This is a genomic window from Candidatus Pseudoscillospira sp. SGI.172 (genome assembly GCF_050313575.1).
Lineage (GTDB): Bacteria > Bacillota > Clostridia > Oscillospirales > Oscillospiraceae > Vermiculatibacterium.
In genome coordinates, this window is record NZ_JBNPLQ010000005.1 from 1 (window position 1) to 14,673 (window position 14,673).

A 14,673-nucleotide genomic window follows, 5' to 3' on the forward strand; every position below is an offset into this window, starting at 1 on the left:
AGGCTATCTGGGCCGCAAGACCGGCAAGGGCTTCTACGACTATTCCAAGAAGTAAGTCCGGCCCAAAATACGGCGGGTCCGGGAGGCGTTCGCACGCCGATGACCGGAGTGCCCTGAATTAAGAAGTCCCAATGGGGGGGACGAGGGATTCTCTCGCGCATCCCGTGAAAATATCAATGGAGGAAGGTATCAATATGGATTTGCATCTGACCAAAGAGCAAGAAATGCTGCGCAAGATGTATCGTGATTTTGCGCAGAATGAAGTCAAGCCTCTGGCCGAAGAGGTCGACGAGGAGGAGCGCTTCCCCGAGGAGACCGTCAAAAAGATGGCCAAGCTGGGCATGATGGGTATTTACTTCCCGAAGGAATACGGCGGAGCCGGCGCGGACGTTCTGTCCTACGTCATGGCCGTCGAGGAGATGAGCAAGGTCTGCGGCACTACCGGCGTTATCATTTCCGCCCATACCTCTCTGTGCGCCGCGCCCATCTATGAGCACGGCACCGAGGAGCAGAAGATGAAGTACCTGCCGAAGCTGTGCAAGGGCGAGTGGATCGGCGCGTTCGGCCTGACCGAGCCCGGCGCGGGCACCGACGCCCAGGGCCAGCAGACCACCGCCGTGGATGCCGGGGATCACTGGGTGCTCAACGGCTCCAAGATCTTCATCACCAACGCGGGCTTTGCCAACGTGTTCATCATCATCGCCATCACCGGCAGCCACGCCGACAAGCGGGGCCGCAAGGTGAAGGATATCTCCGCGTTCATTGTGGAGCGGACCGATCCCGGCTTCTCCGTGGGCAAGCACGAGAAGAAGATGGGCATCAAGGGTTCTTCTACCTGCGAGCTGATCATGGAGGACTGCATCATCCCCAAGGACCGTCTGCTGGGCCAGCTGGGCAAGGGCTTCAAGATCGCCATGCAGACCCTGGACGGCGGCCGGATCGGCATCGCCTCCCAGGCCCTGGGCCTGGCGGAGGGCGCCATCGAAGAGACCATCGCCTACACCAAGGAGCGTGTGCAGTTCGGCAAGCGCATCTCCCAGTTCCAGAACACCCAGTTCCAGCTGGCCGACATGTACGCCAAGACCGAGGCGGCCAAGTGGCTGGTGTACTCCGCCGCCATGAAGAAGCAGAACCACGAGCCGTACAGCATGGACGCCGCCATGGCGAAGCTGGTGGCGGCCGAGACCGCTTCCGACGTGACCCGCCGGTGCGTGCAGCTCTTCGGCGGCTACGGCTACACCCGCGAGTATCCCATGGAGCGGATGATGCGGGACGCCAAGATCACCGAGATCTATGAGGGCACCAGCGAAGTGCAGCGGATGGTCATCTCCGCGCACCTGGGCATTAAGTAAGGAACTGGAGGGAGAAGCAACATGAAAGCAATCGTTTGTGTCAAGCAGGTGCCGGATACGTCCGGTGTCGTGGCGGTCAAGGAAGACGGCACCATGGACCGTGCCGCAATGGCCACCATCACCAACCATGACGACCTGGCCGCTGTTGAGGCGGCTCTGGAGCTGAAGGACGCCACCGGCTGCGAAGTGGTCGTGGTTTCCATGGGCCCCCCTCCTGCCGAGGGAATGCTGCGGGAGCTGCTGGCCATGGGCGCCGACAAGGCGGTCCTGGTCTCTGCCCGTGAGTTCGGCGGATCGGATACTTATGCCACCTCTCAGATCCTGGCTGCCGCCATCAAGAAGATCGGCGTGGAGCAGGACGACGTGGTGTTCTGCGGCCGTCAGGCCATCGACGGTGACACCGCCCAGGTGGGTCCCCAGATCGCCGAGAAGCTGCATCTGCCCCAGGTGTCCTACGCGGCGGACGTGAAGATGGAGGGCAATGCCCTGACCGTCAAGCGGCTGCTGGAGGACGGCTATATGATGCTGAAGGTTCAGACCCCGTGCCTGATCACCTGCGTCAAGGAGCTGAACACTCCGCGTTACATGTCCGTGCCCGGGATCTTTGAGTGCTACTCCAAGCCCCTGGAGGTGTTCAACTACGACACGCTGAAGGACGATGAGCTCATCGACCTGGACACCATCGGCCTGAAGGGATCTCCCACCAACGTGTACAAGTCCTTCTCTCCCCCGGTCAAGGGCGCCGGCATGATGCTGGAGGGCGCCGACAAGGCGACCGTGGACCAGCTGGTCGGCATCCTGGACGGCAAGCACATCATCTAAATTGAGAGGAGATGGAAACAATGGCTGAATTTAATAGTAAAGACACCGGCGCCTTCAAGGGCGTGTGGGTATTTTGTGAGCAGCGCGAAGGCGTGATCATGTCCATCAGCTATCAGCTGCTGAGCGAGGGCCGGAAGCTGGCCAACGATCTGGGCGTGGAGCTGTGCGGCGTGGTGCTGGGCAGCGGCGTGAAGGAAGAGTACATCAAGGCCCTGGGCGGCTACGGCGCGGATAAGGTCTACTACTGCGACCACGAGCTGCTGAAGGACTACACCACCGACGGCTACACCAAGGTCATCTGCGACCTGGTGGAGGACAAGAAGCCGGAGATCTTCCTGATCGGCGCGACCAACATCGGCCGTGACCTGGGCCCCCGCTGCGCGGCCCGTCTGCACACCGGCCTGACCGCCGACTGCACCCACCTGGATGTGGACGTGGAGAAGTACAAGAGCTTCCTGAAGACCACCTCCACCATCGACGTGGACAACACCGCGTTTGAGGTGAACACCAACCTGAAGATGACCCGTCCGGCGTTCGGCGGCCATCTGATGGCCACCATCATCTGCCCCCGGTTCCGTCCTCAGATGTCCACCGTGCGTCCGGGCGTCATGGCCACCCAGGCCTACGACGAGGCCGGTGCGGCCAAGACCGTGGTGGAGAACGTGCCCGTCAGCCTGAGCAAGGACGACATCCATGTGGAGATCCTGGAGATCAAGAAGGCCGCCAAGAAGATGGTGGATCTGATCGGTGCGGATGTGGTGGTCTCTGTGGGCCGCGGCATCAGCAAGGATCCCGAGAAGGGCATTGCCCTGGCGCAGGATCTGGCCAACGCCCTGGGCGGTGTGGTCGGCTCCTCCCGTGCGTGCGTGGATGCGGGCTGGATCAGCGCCGACCATCAGGTGGGCCAGACCGGCAAGACGGTGCATCCCCGGATCTATGTGGCTCTGGGTATTTCCGGCGCCATCCAGCACAAGGCCGGCATGCAGGACTCCGAGTGCATCATCGCGGTGAACAAGAACGGCGACGCCCCCATTTTTGAGGTGGCGAGCTACGGCATCGTGGGCGATCTGTTCAAGGTAGCCCCCATGCTCACCGAGGCCATCAAGGCCCTCAAGGCGTCCAAGTAAGCTGTTTTTCAAATAAAACCACCGGGCCGCGGAAAACCGCGGCCCGGTGGTTTTTTCGGAGGCTCCTCCACACGCGAAAAAATCGCTGGAATCGGAAGGATTGAAGCCCGTAGCAAAAAACGGGCCGCATTTTGTGAGAATCGGAAAAAAGAATTCGAAAGGAGCCGGTCTTTTCTTTTCCGGCCGGATATGATATAATGCCTTCGACTGGTTCCCCACCCAGTCCAACCGGTAGGGAGAATGCCGTCCGAGAGCGCCGCGCCATGCTCTCGGGGAAAGGATCCCCTGCCGCTGTGCGTCGGCGCGCGTACTCTAAACAAAAAATGGAGGTATTTTTTCATGCGCAAATTTTCTGTGCGGGATCTGACCCTGGCCGCCATGGTGGCCGCGCTCTACGCCGTGATGAGCTATTTCGGCAACATTTTCGGCCTGACGTTCCTCGGCATCCAGTTCCGATTCTCCGAGGCGCTGTGTGTGCTGCCTTTCCTGTTTCCGGCCGCCGTGCCGGGACTCTTTGTGGGCTGCCTTATCACCAATCTGCTCAGTCCATACGGCCTTCTGGACATCGTGGTGGGCTCCGCCGCCACCCTGCTGGCCGCCCTGTGGACCAGCAGGCTGAAAAACAGGTGGCTGGCCCCGCTGCCTCCCGTGATCTGCAACACGGTGCTGGTGGGCTTCACCATCGGCTGGGCGGAGGCAGGCGGCTTCACCGCCGCGTTTCCGGCGGCCTGGGCCGTCAACGGCCTTTCGGTGGGACTGGGAGAGCTGGGGGCCTGCTATGTGCTGGGGATGCTGCTGCTGTATGCGCTGCCCAGGATCAAATCTGTTCGGACCATGATCCCGGAGGGACGGCTGAAGGTCGTCTGAGACTCCGGCCTCAAATACAGGAGGGAATACCAAATGAAGGTACGCAAGGCTGTCATCCCCGCCGCCGGGCTGGGGACCCGGATGCTCCCGGCCACCAAGACGGTGCCCAAGGAGATGCTCCCCATGGTGGACAAGCCGGTGATCCAGTACATCATTGAAGAGGCGGTAGCCGCGGGGATCGAGGATATCCTCATCGTCACCAACCGTTCCAAGTCCGCCATGGACGACTACTTCGACTACTACCCGGAGCTGGAGCGCCGGCTGGAGGCGTCGGGGAAGGAGAAGGAGCTGGAAGAGGTCCGGCAGGCCGCCGATCTGGCCAACGTGTTTTACGTCCGGCAGAAGGAGACCAAGGGACTGGGGCACGCCATCTGGCGGGCGAAGCGGTTCGTGGGGGACGAGCCCTTTGCCGTGCTGCTGGGGGACGACATTATGCGTGCCAGGCGGCCGGTGATTGGACAGCTGATCTCGGCGGCGGAGAAGTATGACGCCTCTGCCATCGGGGTGCAGCAGGTGGCCACTGAGGCGATCTCAAAGTATTCCTCCGTCAAGATCTCTCCTCTGGAGGAGCGGATCTTCTCGGTCTCCGACATGAATGAGAAGCCCACGCCGGCGGAGATGTTCTCCAACTATGCCATCCTGGGCCGCTATGTGCTCAAACCGGGGATCTTCGATCTCCTGGAGCACCAGTCCCCCGGCTACGGCGGGGAGATCCAGCTCACGGACAGCCTTAAGACCCTGTGTGGGCAGGACCGGATGGTGGCGGTGGACTTTGAGGGCCGCCGCTATGACACCGGCAATCTAAAGGGCTTTTTGGAGGCCACCATCGACTTCGCCCTGGATCACCCGGAGACCGGGGAGTGGCTGAGGCGGTTTATCCGGGAAAAGGCAGGGACATTATAAAAAAATCAAGAGCGCCGGAACGTGATTTCACGTTCCGGCGCTCTTTTTTAGCAGCTCAGGTGTGGGCCGCAGGGGGGACATACTCGTGCACCGCATGGGGACTGCTCAGGTCGAGAACAGGCTGCCGCCGGTCCCACAGGCGGACGTGGATCCACGCGTTGCTGCTCTCCCGGATGACTCCGGACATTTGTCCCCCTACGGGGGAGCGCAAAGGGTGGCCGGACTGGGAGGGGGACAGATCCACCTCCAGAAGGAGGCCGCCCTGGGAGAGGCAGATATGCTGCTCACCGGCGGCGCGGATGCACACGCCGTTGTAGGTGGCAAGGCGGTATTCGCGGCCCCGGTGGACAAGCGCGCAGATACAGCCGGTAAAGTGCATTCCGCAGAACGGGATCTCCGCAATGGAGACCATGATGGAGCAGGGCTCCGGAAAGTCGCTGCACTGCAGCCAGAGGTAGGACCTGGGAAAGGACGTTCCGCTGTCTTTTTCCAGATACCCAGTCCCGCCGTCAAAGTCGTGCGGGACCCCGTCGACGTTCAGGCTGCCCGTGAGGGTGTGCGCCATGCTGAGGACGCCGTGGCGGCATTCCATGGGGAAAAAGCGGAAGGGGCCCATGATGTCGGAGCGCAGCGGCGTGAGGGGGCCGTAGGCGATCTCACCCCGGACCCCCGGAAGTTCGATGGAGCAGCCCCGGGGTGAAAAGAAGCAGTTCCCCGCCCGGATGGTGTCCCCCCATACAGACAGCTCCGGCAGGTCGAACTGCCGGGAACCACCGTCTGAGATCATCTGAACGAACGCGCCGCTTTCCGCCCGCCCGGGAATCAGCGCGATCATGTCGCCGTCCTTCTGGTGCTTGAAATACCAGCCCTCAAAGCCCCGCTTCCACATGGCTGTCCTTTCCGGCGGGATTGTCGATCAGCTTTCCGTGTTCGTCAAAGCGGGAGCCGTGGCAGGGGCAGTCCCAGCTGTGTTCCTCGGGATTCCATTTCAGCGCGCAGCCCAGATGGGAACAGCGCTTGGTGGTGGGGGTGACAAAATCCAGCAGTGTGGTGCCCATATTGACAAAGAGCTGCCCGGTGAGCGCGCTCCTGTTCGGCCGGAACGCGGGGGCGAAGGGATTTTTCCGGCCCGACACCAGATCGGCCAGGATCCCGGCAGCTGCCATGGAGGTGGTCATTCCCCAGAGATTGAAGCCGGAGGCCACGTACACGTTGGGCAGACCGGCGCTGTACGCCCCGATATAGGGTGCGCCGTCCAGACTGACACAGTCCTGGTTTGCCCAGGCGTATTTTTCTTTCGCGTTGGGGAAATATCGTCTGGCAAAGGCCCGGGGGACTGCAAACCCGCCCCCGGGCTTTCCGGTGCGGTGATCGCCGCCCCCAATGAGAAGCAGCCCCTGATAATTGCGCAGATAGATGCCGTTTTCCGCCGCGTCCTCTATGGTGCAGCCCAGGTCCGGGGCGTTTTCCAGGGCGATGACATAGGAGCGCTGCTGGTAGAGCTTCATAAAATACAGTCCGCGGCTGTTGAGAAAGGGGTAGTGGGTGGTGATGATGACCTTTTGGGCACGGATCCGTCCATGCTCAGAGTATGCGGTGGTGCCGTCCAGCGTTTGAATGAACGTGTTTTCGTAGATGTGCAGCCCCCTGGCCGCGCCGTATAAAAACTTCATCGGATGGAACTGGGCCATGCCGGGGTAACGCACCGCCCCGGCCACGGGAAAGGGCAGAGAGGTTTCCGTCGTGAACTCCGCCTCGAAGCCCAGGGATCGGACGGTCTCAGCCTCCCGCTCCAGAAGCGGGCGGTCGCGGAGGGAATACATGACGGACGGCCGCTCCTCAAAGTCGCAGGGGATCCGCTGCGACAGGGTGCGAAGGCGCTCCACGGCCTGAAGATTTGCGTTTAGGTAGAGCCTTGCCTTCTCTGCGCCGAACCGCTTCACCAGATCCTGATACAGTGTATCGTGCTGGGCGGTGAGGACAGCGGTGGTGCCTTTGGTAATGCCGCCGCCGATCCGCTTGCCTTCCGCGAGGACACAGGAAATTCCGGCTTCCTGTAATTGCAGTGCGCACAGGATCCCGGCCATGCCGCCGCCGATCACCAGGACTTCCGTTTCCACCTCCCCCCGCAGCGTGGGAAAGTTTGGGGGTGTTAGGCCCTTCGGCCATAAAAAATCCATATTCATGCCTCCTTTCCCAATAGTATTCGCCTTTTCAGGCAGAATAACGATGGGAGGGATGAATATGGATCTTACATTTGACGCGGTCTATTATGAGCCCCAGGCGCTGGAGTACCCCCTGGGAAAAGCCATGCGGGAAAAGTACCGGACCCTGCCCTGGGTGGAGATCACGTCTCACAACCGGATCCCCGAGCTGAGCGCTGCGGAGAACAAGGCGTTTGCGCAGCTCAAACGGCATTTGGTCCTGGGGGTCCGCAAGACCCACCAATATACCGAAAACCACAAGGTGTCGGACTGGCTGGTGCCGTATACCTCTTCCGGCTGCCGGGCCATGTGCCTATACTGTTATCTGGTCTGCAACTACAATAAGTGCGCCTATCTGCGCCTGTTTGTAAACCGGGAGCAAATGATGGAAAAACTTCTGAAAAAGGACCGGGCCGCGCCTGTTCCGCAGACGTTTGAGATCGGCAGCAACAGCGACCTTGTTTTGGAAAACGCCGTCACCGACAATCTCCCGTGGACCATTGAGCGATTTGCCCGGGAGGGGCGGGGCAGACTGACATTCCCCACCAAATTCGAGATGGTGGGTCCGCTTCTCCCTTTGGAGCACGGGGGCAAGACCATCTTTCGCATGAGCGTCAACCCGGCAGAGATCGTCCGGCAGGTGGAACTGGGGACCTCGCCGCTGGAGGCGCGGATCCGCGCGCTCAACGAAATGGCGGCGGCGGGGTATCCGGTAGGGCTCCTGGTCGCCCCCGTGATCCTGATGCCGGACTGGCGGCGGCAGTACGGAGAACTGATGGACGCCCTGGCCGGCGGACTGTCCCAACAGGTCAAACGCACGGGATTTGTGGAGGTGATCCTCATGACATACAGCTTTGTGCAGGATGCCATCAATACGGAGGCGTTCCCCGGGGCGGCACCCATCTTTGACCGGGCGATCATGACAGGACGGGGACGGGGGAAGTACTGCTATCGAGGCCAGGCGCGTGCAGAGGCAGAGCATTTTCTGCAGGAACAGATCCGGGAGAAGCTGAACATGCCCATTCTCTACCTGGCATAACCGCCTCTGTGCAGATCCTTTTACGGCTTTGGCGTCTGGTCCAGCAGCCGCTCATACGCATCCTGAGGCATGGGACGGCCACAGTAGTAGCCCTGAATGTAATCGCAGCCGATTTTACGCAGGTACTCCGCCTGCAAAGCGGTCTCTACGCCTTCTACGATTACGGACATGCGCAGTTTTTTTGCCATCTCCACCACAGACTCCAAGATTACCTCTGCCCGTTCGTTGGGACGGCTGGGGAGAAAACGCATGTCGATCTTCAGCACATCCACCGGCAGATCTTTGAGGATGTTCAGAGAGGAATACCCGCTTCCGAAATCATCCATCATGATCACAAAGCCCAGCTCCTGCAGCTGACGAACAATGCCCTGCATGGCGTGCGGGTTGTCCGAATATGCCGATTCGGTGATCTCCAGATTAAAAAGTTCGCTGGGGATCTGATAGGCCTTCACCAGCTGCCGGACGCGCTCGATCAGATCGGTTTTGAACAGATCCACCCGGGAGACATTGACCGAGATGGGAGACACCGGCTTCCCCGCATCCATCCGCCTTCTCAGCATCATGCAGGCTTGCTCCCAGACATAAGAGTCGAGCTGCGCGATGAAGCCGTTCCGCTCAAAGAGGGGGATAAACTCGTCCGGAGGAATGATCCCCTGGTCCGGATGCTGCCAGCGCACCAGAGCCTCGGCCCCGGCGGGCCGCTGTGTGTCCACCGTGTATCTGGGCTGGTAGTAAACGATAAACTGTCCGCCTTCCAAGGCTTGTACCATTTGCCCGGTCAACTCGCTCTCCCGCTCCAGCGCCGCCCGCATGGATTCCTCGTAAAAGGCGTAATTGTGCATGTAGTTTCCCTTGCAGTATTCCGATGCCAGGATGGCATTGTCGTACATGCGGTCTACGCTCATTTTAGGGTCGGTGATGACGTAGAGGCCGAACCGGGAAGAGATCTGGATGCCTTCAAACAGAGCCTGAACCTGGTCGCGGGCCAGCGCCAGCCAGGCAGAGACCTCCTCCCGGGAGAGAAAGGGCATACAGATGCAGAAAACATCGGCGTAAATATAGCCGTAGGTCATCATGGGCTGCAGGGCGGCGTACTGCCGGAAGAGCTGGGCGATCTGCCGCAGGACGTGATCCCCTGCGGCGGAGCCAAAGTAGGAATTGATCAGTTTAAATTTCTCAATATCGAATCGAATAAAGATAAAGCGTTTTTGGGGGTGCGCCAGAAGCATGTCGTGGGTCATTTCGAAAAACATCTGCTTATTGTAAATGCCTGTAACCGTATCGTATTCCGCCAGGTATTTCAGACGATTGAAGGCGCTCATCTGGCTGCGCAGGATCGCATTGCGCAGACGGGACCTCAATACCTCCATGTTATAGGGCGTGGAAACGAAGTCCCAGGCGCCCAGCTTCAGCGCCTGGCTCTCCCGTTCGGCGGCGTTGCTGCCGGTGGCCACAAGGACAGGGATATCCTTCCAGATGCTCCGCCCCTGCAGTTCGGTGAGGAACTCAAAGCCGTTCATGACGGGCATCAGAAGATCAAGGATGATGACCTCGATCCGTGTGCCGTACCGCTCCAGCGCGTTGAGTGCCTCCCGGCCGTCTCCGGCCTCCACGATGTCGTATTCATCCGATAAATTTTTTCGCAGGATCCTGCGGTTGACGGCACTGTCGTCTACCACCAGAACCATCCTGCGCCGGGAATTCGGAGAGGCGTCCAGTTTCCATCTCCGCAGCTGGCTCCCTTTGGGCAGCAGACCCTCCGTGCGCTTGATCCGGTACAGCGTTTCGTCTGCGCGCTGAAAAAGTTCCCCGTAGCTGCACGGCAGCCCGCCGCTCATGGCAAAGCCGATGCGGAATGCGGGCCGGGGCAGATGGGGATCCCATCCCCCGTATGGAACGGCAGCGTTCAAAACTTTGATCTTTTTTTCCACGGCGTGGGAATTGGGTACATCGACCATCAGCGCCACAAGCATGTCCCTGCTGATGTGACCGACAATGTCGTTTTTGCGAAAATAATTCAGCAGAAATTCAGAAGCGGCACGAACGGACTTTTTGACCGTTTCTCTTTCCGCCGGATCAGTTTGTCCGCGCCAGCCGTACATATCGATCAGCAAGAGCGCGTGATTTTGGTCCGGCCGCTCCGCCAGCAGAGCGGAGATCTCCGCCTCGGTCTCCACCCTGCCCGGCAGTTTCGCCGTATCATCCATTTTGGAAAAACAATGCGGCTGCCCAGTCTTGACAGACGGTTCCCCGCTTGCAGAATTTCTTTCCTTGTTTGGCTCCATACCAGCTTACCTTCCCAGCCATCATGTTTCGCTTCCCTTTGAAGCGCTGCGCCGATCCACAGCGCAGTTTAAAAGATCGCAGGCGTCTCTGGCAGGCATGCCAGAAAGCGGCTGCGTCCCGGTTGTTTTCCCGCAAGTCGAAGGAGGTAATAATTTAACTTAAGACTACCATAAACTGCCTTAAAAAACAACTTATTTTAAGGCGTTTGAAAAAAAGCAAGAAACAGGACAGGCAAAAGTCAGAAACCATCCGAATAGAAACCGAAGCAGGGAAAAGACTTTAAAAAATAGGTTGCATTTTTTAAAAATGTGATATAATGGAATTGGATCGTATACCTTTGCAGGCCGAGAAACAGATCAAATAATTCGTCAATGGAAGGGAGTCATACTTATGAAATTTTACGAGTGCAGCCATTGCCACAACATCATTGCCTATGTGAAGAGTTCCGGTGTGCCCGTCATCTGCTGCGGAGAGCCCATGAAAGAGCTGATCCCCAATACCACCGATGCTGCCGGTGAAAAGCATGTGCCTGTCATTCAGGTGGAGGGGAACAAGGTCACCGTAACGGTGGGATCGGTGGAGCACCCCATGCTGGACGCCCACTACATCATGTGGATCGCGCTGGAAACCAAGCAGGGGAATCAGCGCAAGGAGCTGCACCCGGGCGAGAAGCCCTGCGCAGAATTTATGATCTGCGAGGGTGACGAGGTTGTGGCTGCCTATGAGTACTGCAACCTTCACGGGCTTTGGAAAGCTGAGGCCTGATCGGCTCAAAGGGATCTCGGGATCAGAGTGGTTCCGGGGCTTGACCGCCGTGCCTCGTCCGTATTTTTCTGCAAACAGAAAGGGCTTGCCGTCTGTACCTCACAGACGGCAAGCCCTTTTATTTTACAGATGTGCCGCGTCGGCCTGTTCTGTTTGGCGGCATTCTGCCGGGATCCTGCTCAGAGGACCTCTTCGTACAGTGCTCCGGCGTCGGCCTTCCCCACGATCTCCTGAATGGAGAGGACTTTCACCCGGACCACCCGTTCTCCGAACCTCAATTCCAACAGGTCGCCGGGCTTGACCTCATAGGATGCCTTCACCGGGCGGCCGCCCACGGTGACCCGCCCGGCGTCACAGGCCTCGTTGGCCACAGTGCGGCGCTTGATGAGACGGGAATTTTTGAGCCATTTGTCCAGTCGCATGGGTCGTACTCCTTTATGATGGGATATGTGCAAAAGCGGCCCCGGGAGACCGGGGCCGCTCTTTATCAGAGAACAGGCTTATTTCGCAACAGTGTCCTTCAGGGCCTTGCCGGGCTTAAAGACGGGAACCTTGGAGGCGGGGATCTGGATAGACTCCTTGGTCTTGGGGTTGCGGCCGATGCGGGCGGCACGGCACTTCACCTCAAAAGCGCCGAAGCCCACCAGCTGGACCTTGTCCCCAGCGGCCAGGCAATCGGCAATCGCCTCAATGGCGGCGTTCACAGCAGCTTCGGTATCTTTCTTGGACAGGCCGGCCTTCTCGGCGGCGGCGTTGATGAGTTCAGCCTTGTTCATAATAGTTTCCTCCTGTTTTTTCTCGGCGGTGACCCGCCAGAATATACTTAAGGCTCTAATGCCGTTAAGTCCGTTTGGCCTCTTCCCAGAGCTTGTCCAACTCTTCCAGAGGCAATTCCGCCATATCCTGTCCGGTCTGGGCGGCCAGACGCTCCACCTTTTCAAAGCGGGAGATGAATTTGTCGGTGGCGGCGGTGAGGGTCTCTTCCGGATCCGCCTTTATGAACCGGGAGACGTTGACAGCGGCGAAGAGCAGGTCGCCCAGCTCCTCGGCCACGTTGCTGTTTTCGGTGACGGCCTGCTTCAGCTCCTCCAGCTCCTCGGAGAGCTTGTCCATGGCGCCGGAGGCGTCCGGCCAGTCGAAACCGGCCTTTTTGGCCTTTTTCTGCACCTTTTCCGCCCGCCACAGGGCGGGCAGGGAGCGGGCCACGGAGCGGAGGGTGTCGGAGTAGGTCTCCTGCCCCTTTTCCTCCCGCTTGAGGACCTCCCAGTTCACCAGTACCTCGTCGGAGCCGGAGACGGACACATCCCCAAAGACGTGGGGGTGGCGGAAGATGAGTTTTTTGCAGATCCCGTCGGCCACATCGTCCAGAGTAAAGCGGCCGGCGTCCTTTTCGATATCTGCGTGAAAGACCACCTGCAGCAGAACGTCGCCCAGCTCCTCCTTCAAATGGGAGGCGCTGCCCTCGTCAATGGCCTCCACGACTTCGTAGCTCTCCTCCAGCATGCCGCGGCGGAGACTCTCGTGGGTCTGCTCGCCGTCCCAGGGGCAGCCCCCCGGGGCGCGGAGGATGGAGACGATATGCTCCAAGTCGTTGAGGCTGTAAGAATCTTTCTTCACAAAATCTATCATATTTTACCTCTCACTGCAAGTGGTTTTGACGAAAAAGTCAATGGATATGGAGGATTTTTGCGATTTTATCTCCCTTTGGCATGAGGGAGAGGTCATCTTTTGAAATGACCCGCAGCGCCAGCACCAGGACGAGGTACACCACCACGCCCACCAGGATGCCGCCCAGCGTGGCCAGGGAGCTGCCGAAGCCGAGCACACCGGTGAGCAGCCCGTAGACCGCCCGGGCCGCCAACGCCATCAGGGCGGAGGGGATAAAGGGCTTGAGAAAGGCCCGCAGGAAGCTGGGCGGCGCGGGAATGGCCCGGCGGATCATGAACATCTCCAGGGCGGAGATGACGATAAAGCAGCACAGGGTGCCCACCGGAGCGCCGTTGATGCGGATGTCCGGGTTGCCCACCAGGGTGTAGTTCACTCCGATCTTCACCACGCCGCCGATGACCACCGCCAGAATGGGCAGATTGACCATGCCGTTGGCCTGGAGGATGGAGTTACACAGCAGCTGGAGCGCCACAAAAATGGAGGCCAGACCCAGCACGGAGAGGAGGGGGCCGGCGATGGAGACATCAATGGCGGGGAAGAGAAGCCCCATGATGGGGCCGCCCAGAGCGAAGAGGCCCATGCCCATGGGCAGAGCCAGCAGCAGGCCCACCCGGAGGGCGGACTCGCTCACCCGCTGGGCCTCTCGGCGGTCCTTCCGGGCCAGGGCGGCCGAGACTGCGGGGATGATGCAGGCGGTGAGGGGGACCATCATGGAGAAGGGCAGGTTGTAAATGGACATGGTCTTGCTGTAAATGCCGTAAAGCCCTCGGGCGGCGTCCAGAGCGGCGGTCCGGGTCATGCCGTCCACCGTCTGGTAGACGGTCTGGAGCTGGCTCATGACCAGCTTGGTGTCGATGAGGGTGACCAGGGAGGTGGCCGCTGAGCCCAGGGTGATGGGGATGGCCAGCTTGAGCAGGGTGCCGAAGATCCGGCGAGAGGAGTCGGGCACGTCGTCGGAGCGGGTGCGCCGCCGGTGTCCCCGGGCCCGGAAAAAGAGGAAGAGGATATAGAGAAGGGCCACCACGCTGCCGCAGGAGACGCCGATGATGGCGCCTACGGAGCCGAAGTCCGGCTTTTTGAGCACAGAGACAAAGTAGATGGCCAGGGCCAGGCCGATGATGAGCTTGAACAGGGCCTCAATGACCTGAGAGACGGCGGTGGGCTTCATGTCGAAGTGGCCCTGGAAGTAGCCCCGGATGGAGGACATGACGCACACGCACAGCACCGACGGGGCCAGCGCCATCACGCAGTAGACCGCCTTGGGGTTGCTGATGACCAGCTGGGCCATGGGCGCGGCCAGCACCGTCATGCAGAAAAAACTGATGAGGCCCAGAGTCAGGAAGGTGAAGAAGGCCACACGGAAGGTCTTATCCACCTGATTGCGGCGGCCCAGGGCATTGGCCTCCGAGATGGTTTTGGACAGGGCCACCGGGAGACCGGCGGTGGAGATGGTGAGGAAAAAGTTATAGATGTTGTAGGCGCTGTTGTAGTCGCCCATGACCTCGTCGGGGAGGATGTTGCCCAGGGGAATGCGGTAGACGGCCCCGATGAGTTTGACCAGAATGGCGCTGGCGGCCAGAATGGCCGCCCCGCCGAAGAAAGTGCTCTTTTTCTGTGATTCTGACAAGTGAGACACAGCC

Annotated in this window: 14 protein-coding genes; 7 read left to right on the forward strand and 7 right to left on the reverse strand. The window is 59.8% G+C overall.

Features of this window, described 5'->3' with window-relative positions; genetic code table 11:
• Positions 1-194 precede the first annotated feature (194 nt).
• The 5 genes from ACQRD3_RS03270 to galU all read left to right on the forward strand — a co-directional run bounded on the left by ACQRD3_RS03270 (position 195) and on the right by galU (position 5,071).
• Positions 195-1,352: an acyl-CoA dehydrogenase gene (locus tag ACQRD3_RS03270; protein ID WP_080906642.1), complete on the forward strand. Its 1,158-nt coding sequence runs from the start codon at positions 195-197 to the stop codon at positions 1,350-1,352.
• A 21-nt stretch (positions 1,353-1,373) separates the two neighbouring features.
• A complete protein-coding gene (acrB, locus tag ACQRD3_RS03275; protein WP_080906643.1) occupies positions 1,374-2,174 on the forward strand; it encodes an acryloyl-CoA reductase electron transfer subunit gamma in 801 nt (266 codons plus the stop codon).
• 20 nt (positions 2,175-2,194) lie between these two features.
• Positions 2,195-3,301 carry an acryloyl-CoA reductase electron transfer subunit beta gene (acrA, locus tag ACQRD3_RS03280; protein ID WP_080906644.1) on the forward strand — a complete coding sequence of 369 codons (1,107 nt, stop codon included), beginning with the start codon at positions 2,195-2,197 and terminating at the stop codon, positions 3,299-3,301.
• A gap of 339 nt (positions 3,302-3,640) precedes the next feature.
• Positions 3,641-4,168 (forward strand): QueT transporter family protein, encoded by a 528-nt coding sequence (locus tag ACQRD3_RS03285; RefSeq protein WP_080906645.1) that lies wholly within the window; start codon positions 3,641-3,643, stop codon positions 4,166-4,168.
• A gap of 33 nt (positions 4,169-4,201) precedes the next feature.
• Positions 4,202-5,071, forward strand: a complete 870-nt coding sequence (gene galU, locus ACQRD3_RS03290) for a UTP--glucose-1-phosphate uridylyltransferase GalU (protein WP_080906646.1) — start codon at positions 4,202-4,204, stop codon at positions 5,069-5,071.
• 55 nt (positions 5,072-5,126) lie between these two features.
• On the opposite strand, the gene ACQRD3_RS03295 is transcribed toward galU, so the two are convergent.
• Both ACQRD3_RS03295 and ACQRD3_RS03300 read right to left on the reverse strand, forming a co-directional pair.
• Positions 5,127-5,960: a tocopherol cyclase family protein gene (locus ACQRD3_RS03295; protein ID WP_427779825.1), complete on the reverse strand. Its 834-nt coding sequence runs from the start codon at positions 5,958-5,960 to the stop codon at positions 5,127-5,129.
• Positions 5,941-7,251 carry an FAD-dependent oxidoreductase gene (locus ACQRD3_RS03300; RefSeq protein ID WP_080906648.1) on the reverse strand — a complete coding sequence of 437 codons (1,311 nt, stop codon included), beginning with the start codon at positions 7,249-7,251 and terminating at the stop codon, positions 5,941-5,943. The genes ACQRD3_RS03295 and ACQRD3_RS03300 overlap by 20 nt, the downstream gene beginning before the upstream one ends.
• A 64-nt stretch (positions 7,252-7,315) precedes the next feature.
• On the opposite strand from ACQRD3_RS03300, the gene ACQRD3_RS03305 reads away from it, so the two are divergent.
• Positions 7,316-8,314, forward strand: coding sequence for a radical SAM protein (locus tag ACQRD3_RS03305; protein ID WP_427779827.1), 999 nt, complete (start codon positions 7,316-7,318; stop codon positions 8,312-8,314).
• 20 nt (positions 8,315-8,334) lie between these two features.
• Here the strand turns inward: ACQRD3_RS03305 and ACQRD3_RS03310 are convergent, their stop codons facing one another.
• Positions 8,335-10,521 carry a bifunctional diguanylate cyclase/phosphodiesterase gene (locus tag ACQRD3_RS03310; protein WP_427779829.1) on the reverse strand — a complete coding sequence of 729 codons (2,187 nt, stop codon included), beginning with the start codon at positions 10,519-10,521 and terminating at the stop codon, positions 8,335-8,337.
• 469 nt (positions 10,522-10,990) lie between these two features.
• On the opposite strand from ACQRD3_RS03310, the gene ACQRD3_RS03315 reads away from it, so the two are divergent.
• On the forward strand, positions 10,991-11,365 hold the full coding sequence (locus ACQRD3_RS03315) for a desulfoferrodoxin family protein (protein WP_080906651.1): 375 nt from the start codon (positions 10,991-10,993) through the stop codon (positions 11,363-11,365).
• 179 nt (positions 11,366-11,544) lie between these two features.
• Here ACQRD3_RS03315 and ACQRD3_RS03320 read toward each other — a convergent pair whose 3' ends face one another.
• From ACQRD3_RS03320 to ACQRD3_RS03335, 4 genes are all read right to left on the reverse strand, one after another.
• Complete coding sequence (locus ACQRD3_RS03320) at positions 11,545-11,787, reverse strand: RNA-binding S4 domain-containing protein (protein ID WP_080906652.1); 243 nt, start codon at positions 11,785-11,787, stop codon at positions 11,545-11,547.
• Between the two features lie 78 nt (positions 11,788-11,865).
• The gene (locus tag ACQRD3_RS03325) at positions 11,866-12,141 is read right to left on the reverse strand and encodes an HU family DNA-binding protein (protein ID WP_080906653.1); all 276 of its coding nucleotides are present in this window, start codon (positions 12,139-12,141) and stop codon (positions 11,866-11,868) included.
• A gap of 64 nt (positions 12,142-12,205) precedes the next feature.
• Positions 12,206-12,994 carry a nucleoside triphosphate pyrophosphohydrolase gene (mazG, locus tag ACQRD3_RS03330; RefSeq protein ID WP_427779832.1) on the reverse strand — a complete coding sequence of 263 codons (789 nt, stop codon included), beginning with the start codon at positions 12,992-12,994 and terminating at the stop codon, positions 12,206-12,208.
• Between the two features lie 37 nt (positions 12,995-13,031).
• On the reverse strand, positions 13,032-14,660 hold the full coding sequence (locus tag ACQRD3_RS03335) for a polysaccharide biosynthesis protein (RefSeq protein ID WP_080906655.1): 1,629 nt from the start codon (positions 14,658-14,660) through the stop codon (positions 13,032-13,034).
• Positions 14,661-14,673 lie beyond the last annotated feature (13 nt).